Below are 24,882 nucleotides of genomic sequence, written 5' to 3'. Positions count from 1 at the left end.
CCCATGGACGTATTGCCCCTGGTGGCACTGATCGCGGCGAGTGCGGCGGTGGCGGGAGCCGCACGCTGGACGCCTGTGCCCGCGCCGCTGCTGCTCGTCGCGGTGGGACTGGTCGCCGCGTACGTGCCCGGAGTCCCGGACTATCACCTGGACCCGCACGTCGTGCTGCCGCTCATTCTTCCGCCCCTGCTGCACACCGCGGCCCTGGAGAGCTCGTACCTCGATCTGCGCGCCAACCTCAGGCCCGTGGCGCTGCTCTCGGTCGGGTACACGCTGTTCGCGACCGTCGCCGTCGGCTGGCTCGCGTATCTGCTGATCCCCGATCTGTCGCTGACCGCCGCGCTGGTCCTCGGCGCGGTGATCGCGCCGCCGGACGCGGTCGCGGCCACGGCCGTCGCGCGGAAGGTGGGACTGCCTTCGCGGATCACCACGATCCTGCAGGGCGAGTCCCTGGTGAACGACGCGACCGCGATCACCGCCTACAAGGTCGCCCTGGCGGCGGCGGTCGGCGAGGGCGCGAGCTGGGCGGGCGGGATCTGGGAGTTCCTGGTGGCCTCGGTCGGCGGGGTGGGTGTCGGGCTGATCCTCATGGTGCCGATCCACTGGCTGCGCCGGCACGTGAAGGAGGCGATGCTGCAGAACACCCTCTCCTTGCTGATCCCCTTCGTCGCGTACGCGGCAGCCGAGCAGGTCGGCGCCTCCGGAGTGCTCGCCGTGGTCGTCGTCGCGCTGTTCCTCGGACACCGCTCCTGGGAGGTCGACTTCGAGACACGGCTCCAGGAGGCCGCCGTGTGGAAGGTGGTCGCGTTCATCCTGGAGTCGGCCGTCTTCGCGCTCATCGGCCTGCAACTGCCGCTCGTGCTCAAGGGGCTCGGCGAGTACGGCGGCGTACAGGCCGCCTGGTACGCGCTGGGGGTCTTCTTCTTCGTGGTGCTCGCGCGCTTCGCGTGGTCGTATCCGGCCACCTACCTGCCGCGGATGCTGTCCAAGCGCATCAAGGAGCGGGAGCGCGACATGGACTGGCGGCGGCCGCTGATCGTCAGCTGGGCCGGGATGCGCGGTGTGGTGTCGCTGGCGATCGCCTTCTCGATCCCGCTGGTCATGGACGACGGGGAGCCGTTCCCCGCGCGCAACCTCGTCCTGTTCCTGACCTTCACCACCGTGATCGGCACGCTGGTCGTGCAGGGGCTCTCGCTGCCGTGGCTGATCCGGGTCCTGAAGCTGCCCGGCCGGGACACGCAGGCGGAGACGCTCGCGGAGGCGCAGGCGCAGAACGCCGCCTCGCAGGCCGCGGAGCGGCGGGTGGACGAACTCATGGAGGACGAGCGCAATCGCCTCCCGCAGCCCCTCCAGGACCGTCTGCGGACCGTCCTGGAGCGACGCCGCAACTCCGTGTGGGAGAGGCTCGGTCAGTCCAACCCGGTGACGGGGGAGTCCGTGGACGGCACGTACCGCAGGCTCACCAGGGAGGCGATCGCCGTGGAGCGGGAGGTGTTCGTGAAGATGCGGGACGAGCGGCGCATCGACGACGAGATGATGCGGACCCTGCTGCGGAAGCTGGACCTGGAGGAGGCGGCGGCCTACCGGGAGGTCGAGGACTGAGACGGCCGAGCCGCGGGGGGCCCGGGATCCGTCGCGGTGATCACAGCCGTGACCCTGGTGCCGGGGGCGAAGGCGCCCTCTTCGGAGAGGGCCGTCAGCGCGTACAGGAGCTTGGCCACGTAGACGCGCTCCACGGGGAGGCCGTGCCGGTCCTCGAAGTCGTTCGCGAACGAGGTGAGTTCGGGGGGCGTACGGGCGTAGCCGCCGAAGTGGAAGCGTTCGTCAAGCTGCCAGTTGGCGGTGGGGGCGCCGAGGGCCCGCTGTTGCAGTGCCCGTATCTCGGGGCCGAGGAAGCCGCCCTTGAGTACGGGTATGCCGAGCGCGCGCTGGCCGGGGGCGAGGCCCGCGGCCAGTCCGGCGAGGGTGCCACCGGTGCCGCAGGCCACGGCCGCCGTGTGGGTGCGGCCGCGCAGCTCCTCGCCCAGGGCCGTGCAGCCCTGTACGGCAAGGGAGTTGCTGCCCCCTTCGGGGATGACGTAGGGGTTCCTGGCGCCTGTCGCACGCAGGAGGGCGGCCAGGACCTCCGGATCGGTCTTCCTGCGGTAGGTCGACCGGTCGATGAAGTGCAGGCGCATTCCGTCGGCCGCGCACTGCGCCAGTGACGGGTTCAGGGGGCGGTTGGCGAGTTCGTCGCCGCGGACCATGCCGATGGTGCCCATGCCGAGGAGGCGGCCCGCCGCGGCGGTCGCCCTGAGGTGGTTGGAGTAGGCGCCGCCGAAGGTCAGCAGGGCTTCGTGGCCCGCTGCGACGGCGGCGTCCAGGTTCAGGAAGAGTTTGCGGTACTTGTTGCCCGGCAGATCCGGGTGGATCAGGTCGTCCCGCTTGAGGGTGAGAGTGACGCCGTGCCGCGCGAACCGGTCGTCCCGGAGCTCTTCGAGCGGGGACGGGAGCCGCGTGCGCGGTCTTGTCGGCGGGGTGGTGCTCACCCCGCCATTCTGCCCGGCGCCGCACCGGTCGGCACGGCCGCGGTGTGCCTACTTGAGGCGCTCCTCGATGCGCCCCCGCATGCTCTTCATGGTGAAGCCCTTGGGATCCACCTTGCCCGGCTGCCATTCCAGGTGGCCGATCACGGAGCGCTGGGTCCACCCGTGGTGGCGGCAGATGGCCGCCGAGACCTTCTCGATCGCCTCCAGTTGCGCCGCGGGCCAGGGATCCTCGCCGTCGCCGAGGTTCTCGCACTCGAAGCCGTAGAAGTGAGGGTTTCCGTCGGTGTTCGATTCGTTGTCGTGCGGGAGAGCTCTCTCGGCGATGACCGCGCGCAGGACGTCGTCGTCGCCCATGCCCGCGTGGTTGGCGCGGCCGTACCCGACGAGGTGGACGCGGCCGTCCTTGGTGATGACGCCGTGACAGAGCGGACCGGGCAGTGATGGGTGCCCGTCGCGACAGATCTCCACCGTCCGCTCGCTGCCCGATGTGACCGTGTGGTGGATCATGACGCCGTGCACGGGGCCCCACGGCCCCTTGTGGTTGCGGTTGTGGTGACGCCAGTCGCCGACTTCGACGACCGTCACCCCTTCGCCCTTGAGAGCGTCGAGGAAGCTGCCCGCGGACATGGGTGGGGCCATGGCCGACTCCTTTGCGGAGCGCGACGGCCGCCGGTCGCGGACCATCTCGTACGTCCGCTTTTACCCCGAACCACGGTGCCCGGACCAGCCGTTTGGAACAATTCCATGACTGTTCGGGCACCGTGCGAGCCGAAGCGGTCAGCCGCGCTGGTCGCCGCCGTGCAGGAACGCGTCGCCGTTCGTGGCGATGTGGGCCTCCAGGGCCTGCAGGGCCTGCTGGGTGTCCTGGGGGGTGCCCGTGCCGTGCTGCTGGGCGTAGTACGCCGCGCCCAGCTTCTTCAGGAGATCGCCGCCCGTGCGCTGCGCCTGGACCTCGTCGATCTTCTGCTTGCCCTGGGTGAGTCCGCGCTGCGCCTGTTCCTTGGCGCGATCCAGGAAGCCTGCCATTGCCGTCTCCTACGGATTGGTGCGGATTGGTGCATATCGGTACAGAGGCTACCGGTCGTGTGTCCTGTTCAACGGGTGCACGGATCTTGGAGTTCCCCGTCGCCGGGGCCCCGCCTCCTGGTACGCGGGCGAGTGCCCCGTCCCGCGTGATCCATTCCCCCTCTTTTGTGTAATGGCGCCCGCACTCTCCGTGCTGGAAGTGTTGTCGGCGCAGATCAGTGCTTGATCGGGAGGGCATAGCCAATGTCGGTAGGCGAAGAGGTCCGTGCGGAGCAGTCCGAGCCGCAACAGAGCTTGGGCACATCAGCCGCACGGAATCTGGCCACCACCACCAAGTCCGCGCCGCAGATGCAGGAGATCAGCTCCCGCTGGCTCCTGCGGACGCTGCCGTGGGTGCAGGTGCAGGGCGGTACGTATCGAGTGAACCGGAGGTTGAGTTACGCGGTCGGCGACGGCCGGGTGACGTTCGTGAAGACCGGAGACCGCGTGCAGGTCATCCCCGCCGAGCTCGGCGAGCTGCCGGTCCTGCGGGAGTACGGGGACACGGATGTTCTGGGGGAGCTGGCCCAGCGCTGCCAGCAGCGGGAGTTCGCCGCCGGCTCGGTCATCACCTCCTTCGGCAGCCAGGCCGACGAGGTGTTCCTGCTCGCGCACGGCAGGGTCGAGAAGATCGGCACCGGTCCCTACGGAGACGACACGATCCTCGGCACCCTCGCCGACGGTTCCTACTTCGGCGAGCAGGCACTGCTCGACCCGGAGGCCATCTGGGAGTACACGACGCGCGCGGTGACCGCGTGCACCGTGCTCACACTGCCCCGCCAGGACCTGGAGCAGGTCGCGGAGCGCACGGATTCCCTGCGCGAGCACCTGCAGCGACTGCGGTCCATCCCGGCCCAGCGGATGAACAAGTTCGGCGAGGCGCCCATCGACCTCTCCGCCGGACACGTCGGCGAAGCCGTACTGCCGGGCACCTACGTCGACTACGACGCCGCGCCGCGCGAGTACGAACTGAGCGTCGCCCAGACCGTCCTGCGCGTCCACACGCGCGTGGCCGACCTCTACAACCAGCCGATGAACCAGACCGAGCAGCAGTTGCGGCTGACGGTCGAGGCGCTCAAGGAGCGCCAGGAGCACGAGCTGATCAACAACCGCGAGTTCGGGCTGCTCAACAACTGCGAGTACGACCAGCGGCTGCAGCCGCACGACGGCGTGCCGAGTCCGGACGACATGGACGAACTGCTCAGCCGCAGGCGGGGATCGAAGCTCTTCCTGGCCCACCCGCGCGCGATCTCCGCGTTCGGCCGCGAGCTCAACAAGCGCGGGCTCGTGCCGGAGACCATCGACATGGGAGGCCACCGCATCCCCACCTGGCGCGGGGTGCCGATCTTCCCGTGCAACAAGATCCCGGTCAGCGATGCCCGCACGACCTCGATCATCTGCATGCGTACGGGCGAGGAGGAGCAGGGCGTCGTGGGCCTGCACCAGACCGGCATCCCGGACGAGATCGAGCCGAGCCTGTCCGTGCGCTTCATGGGGATCAGCGAGCAGGCGATCATCTCGTACCTCGTGTCGACGTACTACTCCGCGGCCGTGTTGGTGCCGGACGCCCTGGGCGTCCTGGAGAACGTCGAGATCGGCCGCTGGCAGTGAGCCGGTGTCTGTGGGCGCGCCGCCGGGTAGACACCTTCCGTACGCGCCCGCAGGCCCAGGAAACGCCACCGTCCGGATCCTCCCCGGGGTGAGTCCATGACGGACACGACGACGGACATGACGGAGATGACGCAGATGGGGCGGGGCCCCGCCGAGCAGGGGCTCACCGAAGAGCGCAAGGAGCACGACGAGCACGACGAGCGCTATGGCGATGAAGGCTACGAAGCGTCCGAAGCGGCGGAGATCCTCGCGTCGGTGCGGGTGTGCGTCGACCCCGAGCTGCGCCGGGCGGTCGACTCGCTGCCCGGAGCGATGCGCCGCATCGCGCGCTACCACTTCGGCTGGGAGCACGCGGACGGCGCACCGGCGGCCGGGAACGCGGGCAAGGCGATCAGGCCTGCGCTGGTGCTCGCCGCTGTGCGGGCGCTCGGCGGGGAGCAGGCCATGGCTGTCCGGGCCGCGGCGGCAGTGGAGTTGACGCACAACTTCACCCTGCTGCACGACGACATCATCGACCGCGACACCACCCGCAGGCACCGGCCCACCGCATGGACCGTGTTCGGTGAACCCGACGCGATCCTGGCCGGTGACGCCCTCCAGGCACGCGCGCAGCAGCTGCTCGCCGAGGACCCGCACCCAAGGGCCCCGGCGGCGGCGGCCCGGCTCGCCGCCTGTGTGGTGGAGCTCTGCGCGGGCCAGCAGGCGGACTGCGCCCTCGAACGGCGTGAGCCCGACGAGGTCACGCTCGACGAGTGCCTCGCCATGGCCGAGGCCAAGACGGGGGCGCTGCTCGGCTGCGCCTGTGCGCTGGGTGCGCTGTACGCGGGCGCGGAGTGGAGTGTGGTGGAGGCGCTCGACGGGTTCGGCCGCGAGGCGGGCCTCGCCTTCCAGCTCATAGACGATGTGATCGGCATCTGGGGCGATCCGGGACACACCGGCAAGCCCGCCCGCGCCGATCTCGCGGCCCGCAAGAAGTCTCTGCCGGTGGTCGCGGCGCTGGCCTCCGGCGCTCCGGCGGCCGCCGAACTGGCCGAGTTGTACGGACGGCCGCCGACCGAGCCCGAGAAGGACGGTGACCTGGAGCGCATGGCGCATGCCGTCGAGGCGGCGGGCGGCAGGGACTGGGCGCTGATGCACGCGGCCGACCGGATGTCCCGCGCGCTCAACCAGCTCTCCCGCGCGGTGCCGGTCCCGGAGGAGGCGGGCGGCCTGCTGGCGCTCGCGGAGTTCGTGACGCGGCGTACGCACTGAACGTACGAGGTATGCAAGTGCGTATGAGTGCGTATGAGTGCGTATGAGTGCGTACGGGTGCGTGCGGGGCGTATCGGTGTGTAGGGGTAGGCCCGGAGATACTCCCCCTGAATGTGCGAAGAAGGGATCTGCCCGACAAGACGTGCTGAACAGGAACGTCGCACAGAGCCGACGAGCTCCGCGCTCCGCCGAGATCCGGTCAGGGTGCGGGGCTCGCCCGTGTGCCCGGCCCCGATCGCCTAGGCTGCCAACGAGTTGACCGGCGGGGCGGCGAACGCGGTTGAGCGTGATCGAGGGGCAAAGGGGCGGGCAGTGGGCATAGCGATCCGGAGGGCGGGGGAGCGCGACAGAGCGGACGTGGTCCGGTTGCTCGACGAGGCGTTCTTGAACGATCCGGTGAGCAGCTGGGTCTTCCCCGACGAGGGTCATCGCCGCAGCACGCACGGCGCTCTCATGGAGGCCTTCCTCGACCTCGCGCTGAGCCAGGGGTTCGTCGACATCACGGAGGACGGCACGGCCGTCGCCCTGTGGTGGTCCGTCCCGGCGGGCGAGGACGAGGGCGAGGGCAAGGACGAGAGCGAGGGCGAGGACGGGGAAGAAGGGCCCGCGCAGCTCCGCGAGGCCGTCGACCCGGACAACGCGCGGATCGAGGAGATCGGCCGGATGACCGGTGAGGCGCACCCGACCGACCGGGCCCACCAGTATCTGCACATGATCGGTGTGAGCCCCGAGCGGCAGGGCGAGGGGCTCGGCTCGGCGCTGATCGAAGCCGTGCTCGAACGGTGCGACCGGGAGGGCCTGCACGCCTATCTGGAAGCGAGCAACAGCCGCAGCCGTGAGCTGTACAGACGGCTGGGCTTCCACTTCACTGGAAACACCATCGATCTGCCGGACGGCCCGCACTTGTGGCCGATGTGGCGGGAGCCCCGGCTTTTCGCCATGGACTGTGGCAACACCGGCTGATGCGCATAAAGTTGTCGCAGCACTGGTGTGTTGTCAGCAGACACAAATGAGGGGGGCGAGCTCATGTCCCACGAACTGATCCGTGACGTGCCCGGCGACACATCCCGCGAACGACTTCTGGCGGAGGCGTTCGTGGAGGTGGCCGACTCCTTGAACGGCGATTTCGACGTCGCCGAGTTTCTGCAGAGCCTGGCCGTTCGCTGCGTGGAACTGCTTGGCGTCTCGTCGGTGGGCGTCCTGTTGGCGGACCCGAAGGGCGAGTTGCGGCTCGTCGCCGCGTCCGGTGAGCACGCATGGGTGCTCGACCTGTTTGCCCTGCAGCAGGAAGAGGGACCGTGCCTTGACTGCTACCGCTCCGGCACAGCGCACACGAACATCGCCCTCAGCGGACTCGAAGCGACCACCACCTGGCCGCAGTTCGCGTCACGCGCGTTGGCGGCGGGCTACGGGATGACACAGGTGCTTCCCCTGCAACAGGGCGATCAGATCCTCGGCACGCTGAATCTGTTCCAGGCGAAGCCGCAGTTCCTCGGCCCCGACGACATCGCGCTCGCGCAGGCCCTCGCGGATGTCGCCACGATCGCGATACTCCAGCGGCGTTCCCTGGAACGCAGCGAGGTGGAGCGCGGTCAGTTGCAGGAGGCCCTCACCAGCCGGATCGCCATCGAGCAGGCGAAGGGGGTGCTCGCCGAGCGGTGGAAGTGCACGGTCGACGACGCCTTCGTGGCGCTGCGGCGGCATGCGAGGGCGAACCGGCTGCGGCTCGCGGAGTGCGCGCGGCAGGTGGTGGCGGGGGAGCTCGACACGGAGGGCATCCGCCGGGTGTGACGCGGGCCGGTCCGGACCCGAGGGGGCGTGGCGCGGCTTCGCTCCCGTGAGCATGAAGAAGCGGCCGACCCGAGTCAGGAGACTCCGTGCGCAAGCTCATCTACTTCGTCGCCGTGTCGATCGACGGCTTCATCGGTGACCGGAGCGGCGACGGGGGATCGTTCATGCCGTTCGTGGACGAGGAGTTCCTGGAGTTCCTCAAGACGGAATACCCGGAGACCGTCCCGACCGAGGGCCGCCGGATGCTCGGTCTCGAAGGCGTGGAGAACAAGCACTTCGACACGGTCGTCCAGGGCCGGGGCAGCTACCGGCTCGCCCTGGACGCCGACATCACGAGTCCGTACGGGCACCTGCGCGAGTACGTGGCGTCCAGCACCCTCGACAAGTCGCCCGACCCGAACGTCGAGATCATCCCCGGCGATGTGGTCGGAAGGATCCGCGAACTCAAGCAGGAGGACAGCGAGTTCGACATCTGGCTGTGCGGTGGTTCGAGGATCGCGGGGGAGCTGCGGGACGAGGTCGACGAGCTGGTCATCAAGACGTACCCGGTGCTTCTGGGGACCGGCATGCCGATGTTCGGTGCGGGTGCGGGTGCGGGTGCGGGTGCGGGTGCGGGTTCCGGGCCGGGGGTGGGTTCCGGGCCGGGTGTGGAGAGTGTGATCAGCGAGTTCACGCTGGAAGCGTCCCGGGTCTTCGGGAACGGCGTCGTCGTGCGGACGTACCGCCGAAAGCGCTGACGACTGGGCGGCGGTCGGGTTGTCCGGCCCGCGCCGCCCGCCATGTCCTGGCCGCATCGGCGCCGACGGGATGGGCGCCGATGTGATGGGCGCCGACGGGATGGGCGCCGGTCCGGCCCCCGCCCGCGGAGCGAGCCGGTGTGCGCGAGCTGTGGACGGACTGTCGCCACCGCCATCAAGCCGCCACCAAGCCGCCGCCACCAAGCCGCCATCAAGTGGCGCAAGGTGCTCGGAGTGTTCGTCCCTGTGCGGGCCCCCCGCCCGTGCCATGCGCCCCGCCGTGGGCGACAAGGCCGCGTCCGGTGCCGCGTCCGGTGCCGCGATCGGCCCGGACACGCTGGTCGTCGACGCGATCGAGTCGATGCGCCTCCCTACATCTTCATTGTTCTACTAAGATGCAAACAATGGAGGTTTTATGGCTATGGCTGATCACTCACCCCGTCGCGGCGCCCGTGACGTTCGTGCCCCCGGGGGCGCCCGCGTCGCGCTGCTCGCCGCGCTCCCCTTCGTGCTCGGACTCGTCGCCGACCTGGCTGTGTATGTGACCGTTCGTGATCAACTGCCCGATCGGCTGGCCCGGCACTTCGGCGGCGACGGGCAGGCGGACGGCTATGTCGGGCACGGCGGATTCCTCGCGATGCTCGTCGGGACGTTCGTCGTGCTCGGCGCGATCAGTGTCTTCTTCGCGCTGAGGAGCGACTTCGCCACCTATCGGCGCGGACTGCGCGGGCTGCTCGCCGGTGTGTACGCGACCTCCGCGTTCCTGGCCTGGCCGATGGGTGCGAGCCTCGTGGCCAACCGTGGCACCGCCGACGGCGAGGCGCCTGTGTTCCCCCTGTGGCACCTCGCTGTCGCGGCCGGAGTCGCCGCCCTCGCGGCGGGCTTCGGGGCGGCGCTCTCGTGGTGCGTGCCGCTGCCCGATGCGCGTTCGCCGCTCGGAGCGGACGGCCAAGTGGACGCCGGGCAGATCGACTTGGGGCGTGACGAGGTCGCCGGGTGGGTACGGCGGACGGGCTCGTGGATGCTGAGCGGGATGGGCGTCTCGATGGCGGTCGCGGGCATCGTCACCGCGTGGCTGACGGATGACGGCTGGCTGGCGCCGCTGACCATGCTCGTCTCCGGACTCCTGATCGCCGCCTTCGCGCGGGCCTGCGTCACCGTGGACCGGCGGGGGCTCATGGTGTCGCCGGGACTGGTGCCGTGGCCGCGCATCCGGCTGCGTCTCGACCGCATAGAACGCGCGGACAGCCGGCAGATCAGCGCCTTCGCGGACTACGGGGGCTGGGGTTACCGCATCGTCCCCGGACGTTCCGGCATCATCATGCGGTCGGGCGAGGCGCTGGTCGTGCGGCGGGCGAACGGCAACGACTTCGCCGTCACCGTGGAGGACTCGGCGACGGCCGCCGCGCTCCTCAACGCACTGGTGGAGCGCGAGGCCTCGCCCCAGGACGGGCGGCGCTGACGACATGCTGTTCCGGATCGACGCGACGTCGTCGGTGCCCCTCGCCGACCAGATCGCCGCCTGCGCGCGCCGCGCCGTCGCCGACGGCTCGGCGCGGCCGGGCGAACGGCTGCCCGCCGCGCGCATGCTGGCCGACTCCCTCGGGGTCAACGTCCATACGGTGCTGCGTGGTTACCAGCGCCTGCGCGAGGAGGGCCTGATCGAGCTCCGGCGGGGGCGCGGCGCGACGGTCGTGGATGGCGCGGCGGCGCAGGCGCGGGCCCAACTGGGGGAGCGGGTGCGCGTGTTCGTCGCCGACGCGCTGGAGCTTGGGCTCTCGGGGGACGAGGTGCGTTCGCTGGTGGACACGGCGCTGAAGGCATGAGTGCGATGTGTACGCAGACCTCGCGGGGGCCGTGGGAACCGGCCACGCTCTCCGTGCGCAAGCGGACCTCGACGTATCTCGGCCGCGTATCCCTGCTGGCGGAAGTCGGGCGGGATGTATGGTCCGACGGTTCCGGTCTGTGAGGCGCATGGGGAGGGGACGGACTGATGAGGCTGCGGGGGATGACCCGGTGGGCTGTGGCGGGGCTGGTGGCGGGGCTGGTGGCGGTGGGGCTCGCGGGATGCGGGGCCGAGTTCTCCGGGGGAGGCCCGGGTGACCCCGGTGATCCCGGTCTGCCCGCTGTGCCCTCCGTGAAGGAGGAGAAGGACCTCCCCGCACTGCCCCTGGACCGCTACGAGGCCAGTACGCGCGACATCCGGCGTCACACGGAGGCGCAGGCGCGCGTGACGCAGAGCTGCATGCGCAAGCTCGGCTTCGAGGACTTTCCCCGCTATCCGGCGTCGCCGAAGATGGCGAATTCGTTTGAGATGACCGCGGTGGCGATGTCGTCGTATCCGTACGGGCCGCTCGACCTCGACAGCGCCCGCCGCTGGGGCTACGGCTGGGACCCGGAGCGGCCCTTGGCCGATTCCGCGCAGTCCGAGGGGCGCGCCGTCACGGCGCGGGAGCAGAAGGCACTTGACGGATGGCGCGGCAAGCCCGCCGACGGCTGTGCGAGCAGGGGCGCCGACCGTCTCACCGAAGGCGTACAGGACAAGACGCGTATGTATACGTACGTCCCACGGCGGCGCCAGAGCCTGGACAAGGCGGTTGCCGGGGATGAGCGGGTGCGTGAGGCCCTCGACACCTGGTCCGAGTGCTTGGAGAGCAAGGGCGTCAAGCGCTACGAGACCCCGAGCGACGCGTTCGGGGACAAGGCGTGGGGCCGCGGGAACGACCACGGCGGCAATACCGACCGGACCGAGGAGGAGCTGGCCACGGCGACCGCCGACGTCGAGTGCAAGCGGGAGCACAACACGGCCGGTGTGTGGTGGGTGGTGCGCCGGGAGAAGCAGCGCGCCGATGTGGCCCGCCACAAGGACGCGTACGACGGCGTGCGCGCGGACCAGGCCCGGGTGCGGGCCAACGTGAAGCGGGCGCTCGGCGAGAAGTAGCGCCCGCCCGCATAACAAGCAGTTGTGCGCACCCGCATCACAGGCAAGTAGCGCGCACCCGCATCACAAACGTCAGCGGACATCTGCATCATGGGCTCATGGACATGACCGAGCTTGACGCGCTTCCGTCGGCCGTCGACGCCGAGCAACTGCTGGCCCTCGCCGACGGCCATCACGCCCGTACCGCACGGCCCCTGGGTGTCCGCGAGGCAGGCGGGCACCTCGTGAAGGCGTACGCCGTCGAGGCGCCCGGGCGGAAGGTGACCGAGCGGGACGAGGAGGCCGCGCTCGCGATCGCGGGGGCGCAGCTGGGGCTCGGTCGTGCCCGTGGGTCGGCCGGACTCGCCGTACTGATCGTGCACGCGGGCGGCGACGGGGACTATGTCCTCGTGCAGAGCTGGATCGAGGGGTACATGTCGGACCTCGCGGTCTTCACCGGGCCGGCCGGGGACCCCGGAGGCCTGCGTCCGGGACGGGCCGGTCTCGCGCCCTGCGTGTGGGAGGCCGCCGTGCTCACGCATGAGCGGGACGCGTACGTGCGGTGCGTGCTCGACGGGGTCGGGGCGCTCGCGCAGCGGCTCACCGCGTGGGGCCAGGATGTCATCGAGGGGGATCTCCGATGACGTACGACGGACCGCGCGCACAGGGCGACGGGGCGCGCGTACAGGGCGGCGGGGCGCGCGTACAGGGCGGCGGGGCGGGAGCTCAGGGCGACGGACCGCGCGCACACGCACAGGACGGGCCGCGCGCACAGAGCGGCGCATCGCCCACACAGAACGGCGAAGCCCCCCGCGTCCGCCACGCCCTCCCCTCCGACCTGCCCCGCATCGTGGAACTCGTCGCCGAGCACGCCGCTTACGAGAAGGGCACACCGCCCGCCCCGGGCCTCGACCGGCGCCTGCACGCCCTCCTCTTCGGGGTTCCGGAGCCGCGCCTGCGCTGCCTGGTGGCCGAGCTGCCCGGTGGCGAGGTCGTCGGCTACGCCACGTGCGCGCCGGAGATCTCCACCTGGGACGGCGCCGAGTACCTCCACATGGACTGTCTCTTCCTGCGCGACGGACACCGGGGTCTGAGCCTCGGCCCGCTCCTGACGGACGCGGTGGCGGCGGAGGCCCGAGCCCTCGGCCTCACCGAGGTCCAGTGGCAGACGCCCGCGTGGAACGAGGGCGCGATCCGCTTCTACGGCCGCATCGGCGCCCACGCCAAGGAGAAGCTGCGCTTCAGCTGGCCGGTCCTGCCGACGCCGCCGGTCCTGCCGACGCCGCCGGTGCTGCCGACGCTGCCGTTCGACGCCGTCCTCTCCGACCTCGACGGCGTGATCCGCTTCTACGACATGTCGGAGATGGAGGAGATGGAACGAGCCGCCGGTCTCCCGCACGGCAGTACCGCCGAGATCGCCTTCGCACCCGAGACCGATCTGCCGCTGATGCTCGGGCGTACCGGCAAGGAGGAGTGGGTGGAGGCGATCGCGCGCGGCCTCGCGGACCGCGTGCCGTACGAGCGCGGGCACGCGCTCGGCACCGCACTCGCCGAGGCGAAGTTCTCGGCGGACGCCACCGTGGTCGGCCTCCTGCGGCAGGCACGCGCGCACCTGCACGTGGCGCTCGTCACGAACGCGACCCCCTGGCTCGACGAAGACCTGGCCCTGCTCGGCATCGCCGACCTCGCGCACACCGTGGTCAGCAGCGCGGGTGTCGGCGTCGTCAAGCCGGACCGCCGGATCTACGAGATCGCCGTGGAGCGCTCAGGGATCCCCGCCGAGCGCTGCCTGTTCGTGGACGACCGCAAGGAGAACGTGGACGCGGCGGTCGCGCTCGGCATGATCGGGCTCCACTACACGGGACCCGACGACCTGCGGGAGGCCCTGGCCCCGGTCCTCGACCGGGGCTGAGACCCGAGCCCCGCCGGCCTCACCGAACCGTCCACCGCCCGCCGAGCATCAACTCCCGCCCCGCCAACTCGTCGGCCTCGCGCCAGGCCTGGAGCCGCTGTGGGGTGATGCGGAAGTAGGTGTACACGGTGTCGAGCCCCCGTGGGCCGAAGCGCGTCTTCCCGGCGGAGGCGTCACCCGCCTCGGGGGTCAACTCGCCCTCGCCCAAGGCGCGTACGGCCCCTTCGATGAGGACGACGTCACGGGTCGGCCCGACGCCGACCCGGGCCTTGCCGGACGCCCGGAGATCGCGGCCGGTCACGCTGGCGTCCGGAGTGGCCACCAGCAGGCTCCCGCCGTCCCAGAGGAAGGACAGCGGGATCAGATACGTGCGGGGCCCTGTCGTCTCCGTGCTCATGCGCTGTGCGCCTCCGGGACGCGGGTGGTCGGTGTGGAGCGCGCGTTCATTACTGTTCTCCTCCAAGTGCGCCGAACTGTGCGCCACTTCAACGACGTATCGCGACGGGGGAACGTGACAGATGGACGATGGGGGAACGTGACGATGGACGATAACGGAGCACCGGCGAACCGGCACGATGAGCTGGCGGCCCGCTTCGAGGAGTACCGCCCGCATCTGAAGTCCGTCGCCTATCGCATGCTCGGCTCGCTCAGCGAGTCCGACGACGCGGTCCAGGAGTCCTGGATCAGGCTGAGCCGCTCCGATACCACCGAGGTGGCGAATCTGGGGGGCTGGCTGACCACCGTCGTCGGCCGGATCTGCCTCGACATGCTGCGTACGAGGCAGTCGCGGCGCGAGGACTCCCTGTCGTTCTCGATGGACACGCATGTGCCGGACCCCGTGGTGAGCCGGGGAGACGTGGTCGACCCCGAGCAGGAGGTGCTGCTCGCCGACTCGGTCGGGCTCGCGCTCCTCGTCGTGCTCGAAACGCTGGCGCCCGCCGAACGCCTCGCCTTCGTGCTGCACGACATGTTCGCCGTGCCCTTCGACGAGATCGCCCCCATCGTGGAGCGCACCCCGGCCGCGACCCGGCAGCTGGCGAGCCGGGCCCGCCGCCGGGTGCAGGGCTCGGCTCCCAGGCCCGACAACGACCCCGTACGTCAGCGTGAAGTCGTCGGCGCCTTCCTCGCCGCCGCGCGGGGCGGCGACTTCGACGCGCTGCTCGAACTGCTGGACCCCGATGTGGTGCTGCGGGCCGACACCGGCGAACTGGCCTCCGGGCTCTCGAAGCTGGTGCGCGGCGCGACGGTGGTGGCCGGGCAGGCCGCGATGTTCTCGGAGGGGGCGCCGGCCATCGAGCTCGCGTTCATCAACGGCCGTGTCGGCGCGATCGGAGTGCCGGACGGCCAGGTCGTCTCGGTCATGGAGTTCACGATCTCGAACGGCAGGATCGTAGAGCTCAACATCCTCGTGGACCCCGCCCGCATGCGCGCCCTCGGCCTCCCCGAGATCCGCGGCTGACACGGCGTCGGTCGAGAGGACCTCACCGCCGGACACCCGCCACCTCCCGCAGGTACTCCTTGCGGCAGAGCGGGTTGCGGTCGGTGCGCGGTCGGTCCGGGGCCTCGCCCCGGACCGGCTGGTACCGCTCGAAGGCGGACTCCAGCTCGCCCTCGCCGCGTGTCAGCGAGGGCAGCAGCTGCTCGAGCTCGTGCACGCGGGCGGCGGGGATCTCGCCCTCGACGACGTACGAGGCGCCGCGCGCCAGCTGGGTGTGCGGTACCGCCCGCAGCCGTGAGAGCGCGGGCAGGAGCTGCCCGAACACGTCGTCGGGGACGCCGAGCCAGAAGCGGTGCAGCGGCTCGTGCACCTCGGTGCCCGCCCGGCGCAGCGCGCTCAGCAGGACCAGTGGGGTCAGCTGCCGGAAGTCCCCCGCCGTGCTCGACATGCTCTTGTCGAAGGTGCCGTGCGCGTGGCTCTGGCGCGGCCAGTAACCGGAGTGCGTCATGGTGACGACGCAGTCACTGACCTCCCACCCGTGGACCCCCTGGAGCAGCGTCTGACGCACGGTCTCCTCGACGGCACGGAAGAACGCGTACGGCATCGAACCGAGTTCGATCTCCAGCCGGAACTCCACGCCGGAATCCGGCGGACCGGGATCGACACGCAGCCCGACCGTGGCAAGGAAGGGGTTGTCGTCCTTGTCGATGATCTCGTACGCGGAGCCGCTTCCCGTCACGCGCTCCACGCAGATGGTGGTGGTCTCGCGGAACGCGACGTCGATCCCGTACTCATCGAGGAGAGTCGCCTGGATGACTTCCTTCTGGACCTCGCCGTAGAGCGACACGTACACCTCCTGGCGGAGGTCGTCCTGCCGCAGATTGATCAGCGGGTCCTGCTCGGCGAGCTGGGCGAGCGCGAGATGCAGCGCGCCTTTGTCGCCGGGGCGGGTGGGGACGACGACGGTCTCCAGGGTGGGCGGCGAGAAGAAGCGCTGACCCGCGCTGCCCTCTGCGCCTTCCGCGCGCGGTACGCCGAGGACATCGCCGATCCGGACATCGCCGAGCCCCCACAGCTTCCCGATCTGCCCCGCACGGACCCCCTCGCGCGAGGCGGCGGACCCGCGGTCGAAGACGCTGACCGAGGTGACCTTGCCCTCGCGCCCGCCGCCGAACGGCAGCAGGTCCCGCGTGCGGACCGTCCCCGAGAACATCCGTACGTACGCGATCTTCTCCCCGGCGTCACCGCGCTCGACCTTGAAGACGGTGCCGGACACGGGATCGTCGGCACGTCGGCCACCGTCCTCGGAGGGCAGCAACTCCCTGATGCCCGCCATGAGTTCGCCGATGCCCGCGCCGGTGGCGGCCGAACCGAAGAACACCGGGTGGACCAGGGCCTGCTCGGTCTGCGAGCCGAGTTCGGCGCGGAGCCGCCGGTAGGAGAGGCCTGCCTCGTCGTCGACGTACGAGGAGAGCAGGGCGTCGTCGTACGCGGCGAGTACGTCGACGAGGCGGGAGGTGAAGGCGGGGTCGCCGGCCGCGAAAGGCACGAAGACCCCGTCGCGCAGGCCGAGGCCGCGGACCGTCCCCATGGGCACGATGGCCGGGCTCCCCGGGACGAGCCGCTCCGCGATGCCGCGCAGCAGATCCTCGTAACGGGCGCCGCGTCGGTCGATCTTGTTCACGAAGACGATCGTGGGAATGCGGAGCCGCCGCAGCGTCCTCATGAGTACGCGGGTCTGCGCCTGGACACCCTCGACCGCGGAAATGACGAGTACGGCGCCGTCGAGCACGCTCAGTACCCGTTCCACCTCGGCGATGAAGTCCGGGTGGCCGGGGGTGTCGATGAGATTGACGGTGACGTCGTCCACGGCGAAGGAGACGACGGCGGATTTGATCGTGATGCCGCGCTGCCGTTCCAGGGCCAGCGAATCGGTCTGGGTGTTTCCCGCATCGACGCGACCGACCTCGTCGATGACCCCGGCGGCATGCAGAAGCCGCTCGGTCAGGCTGGTCTTACCGGCGTCAACATGCGCCAGGATCCCCAAATTCAGGGAGTTGGACGTGCTCGACGTATGCACTGAGTGTCATGTCCTCTGGGTTGATGGCGATTCCCTTCTGGCTGGACATGAACAAACGGCGCATTGCGTCTCCTTGAGGAGGTGGAGGGGGGGGGCTGGCAGGCGGAGGGCCCGGCAGGTGGTGGTGCACGGCAAGTGCAGCAGGGGCGGTGCGGGGCGGCAACTGATTTATGGGCCGCCGCCTCCACCGTCAGGGCACTGGCGTCCGGGCCACCAGGACCAGCGGCCGAGCTTTGGAAACGAAAGACCGCACCCGGCCCGTCATGGGCGCCGTGTGGGGCGCCCTGCGGGCCGGGTGCGGTCTTCTGGACCTGTTCTTTCGGAGAAAAGAGCAGGTCAGATGCCATTGCTGGCGATCAGGCCTTCTTGGTCTCCCAGAAGATCTCGTCGATCCGGGCGATGAGGTCCAGCGCCTTCTGGCCCGTGGCCGGGTCGGACGAGCCCTTGGCGGCCGAGAGGGCCTTGAGGGTGTCGTTGACCAGCTGGTGCAGCTCCGGGTACTTCTCGAAGTGCGGGGGCTTGAAGTAGTCGCTCCAGAGCACGGACACGTGGTGCTTGGCGAGCTCCGCGCGCTGCTCCTTGATGCCGATGGCACGCGTCTGGAACTGCGCGTCGTCGTTGGCGGCCATCTTCTCCTGGACGGCCTTGACCGACTCCGCCTCGATGCGGGCCTGGGCCGGGTCGTACACGCCGCAGGGCAGGTCGCAGTGGGCGCTGACCGTTACCTTGGGGGCAAACAGGCGGGAAAGCATGTAGCGGTCCTTCCTCGTGATCGTCTTCTCAGGTGGGACATTACTCCGTGAGAGACGTGTTTTCGCGGGTGCCCCCATGGGCTTAGGTCAAAAGTCCAGGGCCAGACTGGGACTCGTGGAGGATAGGACCGGGGAGGTGTCGGTGATGCCGGAGCTGTCGCAGGAGAGCGAACGGAGAAGGGCCGTCCTGCCGTTGGGCGCGGCCGAGGTGACCGGCCCGTCGATGGTGCCCACGCTTTACCACGGGGACCGTCTGGTGGTGCAGTGGGGCGCAAGGGTCCGAGTGGGTGACGTGGTGGTGCTCCGCCATCCGTTCCAGCAGGACCTGTTGGTCGTCAAGCGTGCCGCCGAGCGGCGCGACGGCGGCTGGTGGGTGCTCGGGGACAACGCGTACGCGGGAGGGGACAGCACGGACTACGGCGCGGTGCCCGGGGAGCTCGTCCTGGGGAAGGTCTGGTTCCGCTACCGCCCGCCCCAGTTCACGTCCGGTCAGCGCTCGCCGTTCGCGCTGCTGCGCTGGGCCGTCTCGGCCGCGCGGCCCGTGCTGGCGGACCGGTCCGTCTCCAAGCGCTTGCGGGCGCGGTAGGCGGCGACATTGGCGCGGGTCGCGCAGCGGTCCGAGCAGTAGCGCCGGGAACGGTTTGTCGACGTGTCGAGATAGGCGTTGCGGCAGGGCGCGGCCTCGCACAGGCCGAGGCGGTCGACGCCGTGCTCGGTGAGGTGGAAGGCGAGCCCCATCGCGGAGATCGCGGCGTACCCGGACGTCGCGTTCGACGGGTGGTCCGCCAAGTGCATGTGCCACATCGGCTTCCCCTCGGCGTCGTGGTCGCCGTGCCCCGAGATCTGCGGGCTGACCGGGAACTCCATGAGCAGCGAGTTCAGCAGATCGACCGCCAGGGTCTCGTCGCCGCCGTCGGCCGCCTCGAAGACCGACCTGAGCCGGGCCCGCACCGAGCGGAAGCGGGTGACGTCGGCGTCCGTGGCCCGGCGCGCCGCCTGCGAACTGCCTCCGAACAGCTCACGGACCGCCTCGACCGACGTCAGCGTGTCCTTGTTGCGACCCGGCTCCTCGCTGTTGACCAGACGTACCGCATAGTCTGAGTAATAGGCCAGTTCCACTTGTAGTCCTTACCGGGGCGGGCTATCTTCGTCACGTGCGTGAGTAACAGTTGCGCGTACTTCGAGGGTATTACGAGAGCGTATTACGTACTGGAGGGCTTCTGATGACGGAAACGGTGTCCGGAACCGACTGGCGGGCCTGGCAGGACAGCTGGGACCGGCAGCAGGAGTGGTATCTGCCCGACCGCGAGGAGCGGTTCCGCGTCATGCTGGACATGGTCGAAGCCGTCGTCGGCCCCGAGCCGCGTGTCCTCGACCTCGCGTGCGGTACGGGGAGTATTACGGACCGGCTGCTCAAGAGGTTCCCGAACGCGGTCAGCACGGGCGTCGACCTCGACCCCGCGCTCCTCGCCATCGCCGAGGGCACCTTCGCCGGGGACGACCGGGTCACGTTCGTCACCGCCGACCTCAAGGACCCCGAGTGGACGGCGCAGCTCCCGTACGACTCGTACGACGCCGTTCTGACCGCCACCGCCCTGCACTGGCTGCACAGCGACCCCCTCACCACCCTCTACGGCCAGCTCGCCGGAGTCGTACGGGACGGTGGCGTCTTCCTGAACGCCGACCACATGCCCGACCCCGCGACACCCCGTCTGAACGAGGCCGACCGGACCCAGCGGCACGCCCGCATGGATCAGGCCAAGGCCGACGGCGCCCTGGACTGGAAGGAGTGGTGGCAGCTCGCGGCCAAGGACCCGGTCCTCGCGGGGCCCACCGCCAAGCGTTTCGAGATCTACGGCGAGCACGCGGACGGCGACACCCCGCCGCCCGAGTGGCACGCGCGGACGCTGCGCGACGCGGGCTTCGGTGAGGCGCGGACGGTGTGGTCGTCGCCGTCGGACGCGATGGTGCTGGGCCTCAAGTAGCGCGTGCTCAAGCAGCGCGTGTTGCGCGTGTTGCGCGTGTTCAAGTAGCGCGTACTCAGGTGGCGCGTAGACGCGAAAGGGGCGGTACAGGTCTTGGACCCGTACCGCCCCTTCTGTCATGTCCGCGTTACAGCACCTTCGACAGGAACGACTGCGTCCGTTCGTGCTGCGGGTTCGTCAGGACCTCGCGCGGGTGACCGGACTCGACCACCACGCCCTCGTCCATGAAGACCAGGCTGTCGCCCACCTCGCGCGCGAAGCCCATCTCGTGCGTGACGACGATCATCGTCATGCCGGACTCCGCGAGGTCGCGCATGACGTCGAGGACATCGCCGACCAGTTCCGGGTCGAGCGCCGACGTCGGCTCGTCGAAGAGCATCAGCTTCGGGTCCATCGCGAGCGCGCGGGCGATGGCCACGCGCTGCTGCTGGCCGCCCGAGAGCTGCGACGGGTAGTTCTTCGCCTTGTCGGCCAGGCCGACGCGCTCCAGGAGCTGCCCGGCGCGCGCCTTCGCCGCCGCCTTCGTCTCGCCCTTGACCTGGACCGGCGCCTCCATGACGTTCTCAAGGGCCGTCAGGTGCGGGAAGAGGTTGAAGCGCTGGAAGACCATGCCGATGTCCCGGCGCTTGAGGGCGACTTCGCTGTCCTTGAGCTCGTAGAGCTTGGCCCCCTTCTGCCGGTAGCCCACCAGCTCGCCGTCGACGTAGAGCCGCCCGGCGTTGATCTTCTCCAGGTGGTTGATGCAGCGCAGGAACGTCGACTTGCCGGAGCCGGACGGGCCGATGAGGCAGAAGACCTCGCCCGACTCGACCTCCAGATCGATGCCCTTGAGGACTTCGAGGTTGCCGAAGGACTTGTGAACGCCTTCGGACTTCACCATGGCGGTCATCAGCGCACACCTCCCGCACGGTTGCCGAGGGACAGCATGTTGGCCTTGATCTTCTGGAACGGAGTGTCGGGCAGGGTGCGCGACGAACCGCGCGCGTAGTAGCGCTCCAGGTAGTACTGGCCGACGCTGAGGATCGACGTCATGATCAGGTACCAGCACGCGGCTAGCAGCAGGGTCTCCACCGTCGCGCCGGACGACGTGCCGATGTCCTGGGCGTACCGCAGGAGTTCGTAGTACTGGACCGCCGCGACCAGCGAGGTCGTCTTCAGCATGTTGATGACTTCGTTGCCCGTCGGCGGCACGACCACCCGCATCGCCTGCGGAAGCACGATCCGGCGCAGCGTCTTGCCGTGGCTCATGCCGAGCGCGTGCGACGCCTCGGTCTGGCCCTCGTCGACCGAGAGCAGGCCGGCGCGGCAGATCTCCGCCATGTACGCGGCCTCGTTGAGACCCAGGCCGAGCAGCGCCGTCAGGAACGGCGTCATGAAGTCCGACCACTCGTCCTTGTAGACGGGGCCGAGGTTCACGTAGTCGAAGACGAAACCGAGGTTGAACCAGACGAAGAGCTGGACCAGGACCGGCGTGCCCCGGAAGAACCAGATGTAGAACCAGGCGATCGACGACGTCACCGGGTTCTTCGACATCCGCATCACGGAGAGCAGGACGCCGCCGACCACGCCGATGAGCATCGAAAGGGCGGTCAGGATCAGGGTCTCCCTGACGCCCCGCAGGATGCGGTCGTCGAAGAAGTTGTCCGGAATCGCGTTCCAGTTGATGTCGCCCTGGGAGAACGCGTAGACGATCGCGGCGAGCGCGGCTATGGCGGCGAGCGCGGCGACGTACCGGCCGTAGTGCCGGACGGGGATGGCCTTGATGGCCTCAGGGCGGGAGGACCGGGGAGTGTCCTCCGGCCCCTTATTGGAGATGTCGGTAGTCACAGGAGTGGCCTTTCAGTGACGAGACGTGGTCACTTGCCGCCGTTGACCTTGGCTGCCTTGACCGAGCCGTCCTCGACGCCCCACTTCGAGATGATCTTGTCGTACTCGCCGTTCTTGATGATCGCGTCGAGCGCGGCCTTGATCGCGTCACGCAGCTCGGAGTTCTTCTTGGAGACCGCGATGCCGTACGGAGCGGCCTCGACCTGCTCACCGACCAGCTCGAAGTCCTTGCCGCCGCCGGAGGTCTTCACCGCGTACGCCGCGACCGGGAAGTCCGACGAGCCCGCGTCCGCGCCGCCGGAGCGCAGTCGGGTCTGGGCCTGCTGGTCGTTGTCGAAGGACTCGATGGCGATCTTCTTGCCGCTCTTGCACTTCTTCGACTCGGCCTTGGCCAGGTCGTGCGAGACGGTGCCGCGCTGGACGACGATCTTCTTGCCGCAGAGGTCCGCCCAGGTCTTGATGCCCTGGTCGTCGCCCTTCTTGGTGTAGATCGAGACGCCCGCCGTGAAGTAGTCGACGAAGTCGACGCCGGTGCCGATCTTCTTGCCGGTCTCCTCGTCGACGCCTTCCTGGCGGTTCTTGGTGTCGGTCATGGCCGACATCGCCAGGTCGTAGCGCTTGGAGCGCAGGCCGCCGAGGAGGGTGTCGAAGGTGCCGTTGTCGAACTGGAACTCCACGCCGAGCTGCTTGCCGAGCGCTTCGCCGAGGTCGGGGTCGATGCCGACCGTCTTGCCGGACTTGTCCTTGAACTCGACGGGCGGGTAGGCGATGTCGGAACCGACCTTGATGACACCGGCGTCCCGGATGTCCTTGGGCAGCTTGTCGGCGAGCGGTGCGTTGCTCACCTTCTCGCCGCCTTCGTCCTTGCTCTTGGTCTGGTCACCGCAACCGGACAGCAGCAGCGCGCCGGCGACCGCGATCGCGCCGACCGTGGCCGTCCGGGACTTCGCGGACTTACCTGCGGTGGTACGACAGATGAAGCGTGCGGTCATGAGGGTCCTCCGGCGGATGAGGGAGTTGCCGAGCGGTCGTGCACACACCTTCGGGTGTCGCGACCTCGTGTGATGACGGCATCTTGCCATTTGGTCCGTCCGATTCTGGGTGCCGGAGATGTCAAAATCGGATAACGGGTCATCACGGAACCCAGACAGGTCGGGACAACCGGGCCGTACCGGCGGGGAACGAAGTACCGCTATTTGAGATCTTCCGTGAATCCCGGGTCAATCTCGCGATGTGGACCGGAGGCGTGCGCTCTTCGGAAATTCCGGGCATGGGGCCGTCGTTCGTTCTTGCGACGCCGTCGTCCGTTCTTCTGGGACGACCGCTCCGTTCTTGTGGAACCACTACAAGGACCGGGGGCACCTCAGGTAACCAATCCCACTCGCCCGTCCCCGGCACCGTCAGGTAGAAAGGTGCGTTACACCCCTCATCCGGGGCCCAGAGCGCGTGTGCGGCGCGCTCGCGTGTCTGTACCTCCCTCCGCCGACAGGCGGGGCACAGGCGCGGTGCCCGCCCACTTCTCAACCAGGAGTGGACACCCTCAACTGATGATTTAAGACTTAAGGGGTAAGACAAGTGGCAGCGGAGATCGTCAATCCTCGCAGCGACAGCAATACGGGTCACGAAGGCGCTGAAGAGCCCTTCGATCCGGCGTTCGCGCTGCACCGTGGCGGCAAGATGGCCATCGAGGCCACTGTGCCGGTGCGGGACAAGGACGACCTGTCCCTGGCGTACACGCCCGGCGTCGCGAAAGTGTGCACCGCGATCGCCGAGCAGCCGGAGCTGGTGAACGACTACACATGGAAGTCGAACGTCGTGGCCGTGGTCACCGACGGCACGGCCGTGCTCGGTCTCGGTGACATCGGTCCCGAGGCCTCCCTCCCCGTGATGGAGGGCAAGGCCATCCTGTTCAAGCAGTTCGGCGGCGTGGACGCGGTTCCGATCGCGCTCGCGACGACGGACGCGGACGAGATCGTCGAGACCGTCGTGCGGCTCGCGCCGTCCTTCGGCGGCGTGAACCTCGAGGACATCTCGGCCCCGCGCTGCTTCGAGATCGAGCGCAAGCTCCAGGAGCGGCTCGACATTCCCGTCTTCCACGACGACCAGCACGGCACGGCGGTCGTGACGCTCGCCGCGCTGCGGAACGCGGCGCGGCTGACCGGGCGCACGCTCGGCGAGCTGCGCGCCGTGATCTCCGGCGCGGGCGCGGCCGGTGTCGCCATCGCCAAGTTCCTGCTGGAGGCGGGCCTCGGCGATGTGGCGGTCACGGACCGCAAGGGCGTCGTGAGCCGGGACCGGGACGACCTCACCCCGGTCAAGCGGGAGCTCGCGGAGATCACCAACAAGGCCGGTCTCAGCGGTTCGCTCGAGAGCGCGCTCTCTGGCGCGGATGTGTTCATCGGCGTCTCGGGCGGCACCGTCCCCGAGCCCGCGGTCGCCTCCATGGCGCCGAACTCGTTCGTGTTCGCCATGGCCAACCCGAACCCCGAGGTGCACCCGGACATCGCCCACAAGTACGCGGCGGTCGTCGCGACGGGGCGTTCGGACTACCCGAACCAGATCAACAACGTGCTCGCCTTCCCCGGCATCTTCGCGGGGGCGCTGCAGGTGCGGGCCTCGCGCATCACCGAGACGATGAAGATCGCCGCGGCCGAGGCGCTGGCCGGTGTGGTGGGCGAGGAACTGTCCGCCGATTACGTGATTCCCTCGCCGTTCGACGAGAGGGTGGCACCGGCGGTCACCGCGGCGGTGGCTGCTGCCGCCCGCGCGGAGGGCGTGGCTCGGCGCTGATCTCCGGTTCGCTGGATGTCCGGCTCGCAGGATTTCTGGGCCGTTGGATGTTCGGCTCGCAGGATTTCTGGCTCGCTGGAGGTCTGGCTCGCAGGATCTCTGGCTCGCTGGATGTCCGGCTCACAGGATCTCTGGGCCGCTGGATCTCTGGGCCCCGTCACGTTGTGGCGGGGCCCGTGCGTTTCCCACCCGGCC

The 24,882-nt window shown here is 69.6% G+C and carries 26 protein-coding genes; 16 read left to right on the top strand and 10 right to left on the bottom strand.

Going from position 1 to position 24,882, the window contains the following annotated elements:
- Positions 1–3 precede the first annotated feature (3 nt).
- On the top strand, positions 4–1,602 hold the full coding sequence (locus ACFVXC_RS09585) for a Na+/H+ antiporter (RefSeq protein WP_389903346.1): 1,599 nt from the start codon (positions 4–6) through the stop codon (positions 1,600–1,602).
- Here ACFVXC_RS09585 and ACFVXC_RS09580 read toward each other — a convergent pair.
- The 3 genes from ACFVXC_RS09580 to ACFVXC_RS09570 form a co-directional block, all read right to left on the bottom strand.
- A complete protein-coding gene (locus tag ACFVXC_RS09580) occupies positions 1,581–2,528 on the bottom strand; it encodes a 1-aminocyclopropane-1-carboxylate deaminase/D-cysteine desulfhydrase (RefSeq protein ID WP_389903344.1) in 948 nt (315 codons plus the stop codon). The two genes, ACFVXC_RS09585 and ACFVXC_RS09580, sit on opposite strands and share 22 nt — an antisense overlap.
- Positions 2,529–2,576: 48 nt before the next feature.
- The gene (locus ACFVXC_RS09575; protein ID WP_389903342.1) at positions 2,577–3,167 is read right to left on the bottom strand and encodes an N-acetylmuramoyl-L-alanine amidase; all 591 of its coding nucleotides are present in this window, start codon (positions 3,165–3,167) and stop codon (positions 2,577–2,579) included.
- A 138-nt stretch (positions 3,168–3,305) separates the two neighbouring features.
- Entirely contained in the window at positions 3,306–3,554 is a 249-nt protein-coding gene (locus ACFVXC_RS09570; protein ID WP_389903340.1) for a hypothetical protein, read from the bottom strand.
- 243 nt (positions 3,555–3,797) lie between these two features.
- Between ACFVXC_RS09570 and ACFVXC_RS09565 the strand changes: the two genes are divergently transcribed.
- From ACFVXC_RS09565 to ACFVXC_RS09515, 11 genes are all read left to right on the top strand, one after another.
- Positions 3,798–5,204, top strand: coding sequence for a family 2B encapsulin nanocompartment shell protein (locus tag ACFVXC_RS09565; protein ID WP_389903338.1), 1,407 nt, complete (start codon positions 3,798–3,800; stop codon positions 5,202–5,204).
- A 96-nt stretch (positions 5,205–5,300) separates the two neighbouring features.
- Entirely contained in the window at positions 5,301–6,455 is a 1,155-nt protein-coding gene (locus ACFVXC_RS09560; protein WP_389903336.1) for a family 2 encapsulin nanocompartment cargo protein polyprenyl transferase, read from the top strand.
- A 312-nt stretch (positions 6,456–6,767) separates the two neighbouring features.
- Positions 6,768–7,418, top strand: coding sequence for a GNAT family N-acetyltransferase (locus ACFVXC_RS09555; protein WP_389903333.1), 651 nt, complete (start codon positions 6,768–6,770; stop codon positions 7,416–7,418).
- Between the two features lie 63 nt (positions 7,419–7,481).
- Positions 7,482–8,246 carry an ANTAR domain-containing protein gene (locus ACFVXC_RS09550; protein ID WP_389903331.1) on the top strand — a complete coding sequence of 255 codons (765 nt, stop codon included), beginning with the start codon at positions 7,482–7,484 and terminating at the stop codon, positions 8,244–8,246.
- Between the two features lie 86 nt (positions 8,247–8,332).
- A complete protein-coding gene (locus tag ACFVXC_RS09545; protein ID WP_389903328.1) occupies positions 8,333–8,983 on the top strand; it encodes a dihydrofolate reductase family protein in 651 nt (216 codons plus the stop codon).
- A 268-nt stretch (positions 8,984–9,251) separates the two neighbouring features.
- Entirely contained in the window at positions 9,252–9,377 is a 126-nt protein-coding gene (locus ACFVXC_RS09540) for a hypothetical protein (RefSeq protein WP_389903325.1), read from the top strand.
- 27 nt (positions 9,378–9,404) lie between these two features.
- The gene (locus ACFVXC_RS09535) at positions 9,405–10,445 is read left to right on the top strand and encodes a DUF1648 domain-containing protein (protein WP_389903322.1); all 1,041 of its coding nucleotides are present in this window, start codon (positions 9,405–9,407) and stop codon (positions 10,443–10,445) included.
- A 4-nt stretch (positions 10,446–10,449) separates the two neighbouring features.
- Positions 10,450–10,809 (top strand): GntR family transcriptional regulator, encoded by a 360-nt coding sequence (locus ACFVXC_RS09530; RefSeq protein ID WP_389903320.1) that lies wholly within the window; start codon positions 10,450–10,452, stop codon positions 10,807–10,809.
- A 182-nt stretch (positions 10,810–10,991) separates the two neighbouring features.
- The gene (locus ACFVXC_RS09525; RefSeq protein ID WP_389903318.1) at positions 10,992–11,924 is read left to right on the top strand and encodes a hypothetical protein; all 933 of its coding nucleotides are present in this window, start codon (positions 10,992–10,994) and stop codon (positions 11,922–11,924) included.
- A 98-nt stretch (positions 11,925–12,022) separates the two neighbouring features.
- Positions 12,023–12,547: a hypothetical protein gene (locus tag ACFVXC_RS09520; protein ID WP_389903316.1), complete on the top strand. Its 525-nt coding sequence runs from the start codon at positions 12,023–12,025 to the stop codon at positions 12,545–12,547.
- A complete protein-coding gene (locus ACFVXC_RS09515; protein WP_389903315.1) occupies positions 12,544–13,815 on the top strand; it encodes an HAD-IA family hydrolase in 1,272 nt (423 codons plus the stop codon). Before ACFVXC_RS09520 ends, ACFVXC_RS09515 begins: the two co-directional genes overlap by 4 nt.
- A 19-nt stretch (positions 13,816–13,834) precedes the next feature.
- On the opposite strand, the gene ACFVXC_RS09510 is transcribed toward ACFVXC_RS09515, so the two are convergent.
- The gene (locus ACFVXC_RS09510; RefSeq protein ID WP_389903313.1) at positions 13,835–14,212 is read right to left on the bottom strand and encodes a pyridoxamine 5'-phosphate oxidase family protein; all 378 of its coding nucleotides are present in this window, start codon (positions 14,210–14,212) and stop codon (positions 13,835–13,837) included.
- Between the two features lie 144 nt (positions 14,213–14,356).
- Between ACFVXC_RS09510 and ACFVXC_RS09505 the strand changes: the two genes are divergently transcribed.
- Positions 14,357–15,274, top strand: a complete 918-nt coding sequence (locus ACFVXC_RS09505) for a sigma-70 family RNA polymerase sigma factor (RefSeq protein WP_389903311.1) — start codon at positions 14,357–14,359, stop codon at positions 15,272–15,274.
- Between the two features lie 22 nt (positions 15,275–15,296).
- On the opposite strand, the gene ACFVXC_RS09500 is transcribed toward ACFVXC_RS09505, so the two are convergent.
- Together ACFVXC_RS09500 and sodN are read right to left on the bottom strand one after the other, a co-directional pair.
- The gene (locus tag ACFVXC_RS09500; protein WP_389903309.1) at positions 15,297–17,333 is read right to left on the bottom strand and encodes a GTP-binding protein; all 2,037 of its coding nucleotides are present in this window, start codon (positions 17,331–17,333) and stop codon (positions 15,297–15,299) included.
- Between the two features lie 356 nt (positions 17,334–17,689).
- Positions 17,690–18,085 (bottom strand): superoxide dismutase, Ni, encoded by a 396-nt coding sequence (gene sodN / locus ACFVXC_RS09495; RefSeq protein ID WP_383284241.1) that lies wholly within the window; start codon positions 18,083–18,085, stop codon positions 17,690–17,692.
- A 145-nt stretch (positions 18,086–18,230) separates the two neighbouring features.
- On the opposite strand from sodN, the gene sodX reads away from it, so the two are divergent.
- Entirely contained in the window at positions 18,231–18,671 is a 441-nt protein-coding gene (sodX, locus tag ACFVXC_RS09490) for a nickel-type superoxide dismutase maturation protease (RefSeq protein ID WP_389904387.1), read from the top strand.
- On the opposite strand, the gene ACFVXC_RS09485 is transcribed toward sodX, so the two are convergent.
- Positions 18,575–19,204, bottom strand: coding sequence for a CGNR zinc finger domain-containing protein (locus tag ACFVXC_RS09485; protein WP_389903306.1), 630 nt, complete (start codon positions 19,202–19,204; stop codon positions 18,575–18,577). The two genes, sodX and ACFVXC_RS09485, sit on opposite strands and share 97 nt — an antisense overlap.
- A gap of 104 nt (positions 19,205–19,308) precedes the next feature.
- Between ACFVXC_RS09485 and ACFVXC_RS09480 the strand changes: the two genes are divergently transcribed.
- Positions 19,309–20,070: a class I SAM-dependent methyltransferase gene (locus tag ACFVXC_RS09480; protein WP_389903303.1), complete on the top strand. Its 762-nt coding sequence runs from the start codon at positions 19,309–19,311 to the stop codon at positions 20,068–20,070.
- A gap of 127 nt (positions 20,071–20,197) precedes the next feature.
- Here the strand turns inward: ACFVXC_RS09480 and ACFVXC_RS09475 are convergent, their stop codons facing one another.
- Genes ACFVXC_RS09475 through ACFVXC_RS09465 form a run of 3 tightly spaced genes read right to left on the bottom strand, consistent with a single transcriptional unit; the run spans position 20,198 to position 22,889 of the window.
- A complete protein-coding gene (locus tag ACFVXC_RS09475; RefSeq protein ID WP_389903301.1) occupies positions 20,198–20,959 on the bottom strand; it encodes an amino acid ABC transporter ATP-binding protein in 762 nt (253 codons plus the stop codon).
- Positions 20,959–21,897, bottom strand: a complete 939-nt coding sequence (locus ACFVXC_RS09470; RefSeq protein ID WP_389903299.1) for an amino acid ABC transporter permease — start codon at positions 21,895–21,897, stop codon at positions 20,959–20,961. Before ACFVXC_RS09470 ends, ACFVXC_RS09475 begins: the two co-directional genes overlap by 1 nt.
- Positions 21,898–21,926: 29 nt before the next feature.
- Positions 21,927–22,889, bottom strand: coding sequence for an ABC transporter substrate-binding protein (locus ACFVXC_RS09465; RefSeq protein ID WP_389903296.1), 963 nt, complete (start codon positions 22,887–22,889; stop codon positions 21,927–21,929).
- Between the two features lie 583 nt (positions 22,890–23,472).
- On the opposite strand from ACFVXC_RS09465, the gene ACFVXC_RS09460 reads away from it, so the two are divergent.
- Positions 23,473–24,687 carry an NADP-dependent malic enzyme gene (locus ACFVXC_RS09460; protein WP_389903294.1) on the top strand — a complete coding sequence of 405 codons (1,215 nt, stop codon included), beginning with the start codon at positions 23,473–23,475 and terminating at the stop codon, positions 24,685–24,687.
- Positions 24,688–24,882: the final 195 nt, after the last annotated feature.

It is taken from the genome of Streptomyces sp. NPDC058257 (assembly GCF_042881845.1).
In the GTDB taxonomy this organism is placed as follows: domain Bacteria; phylum Actinomycetota; class Actinomycetes; order Streptomycetales; family Streptomycetaceae; genus Streptomyces.
Note: the sequence above shows the minus strand (reverse complement) of the source record. Positions and strands in the feature narration are given on the sequence as shown.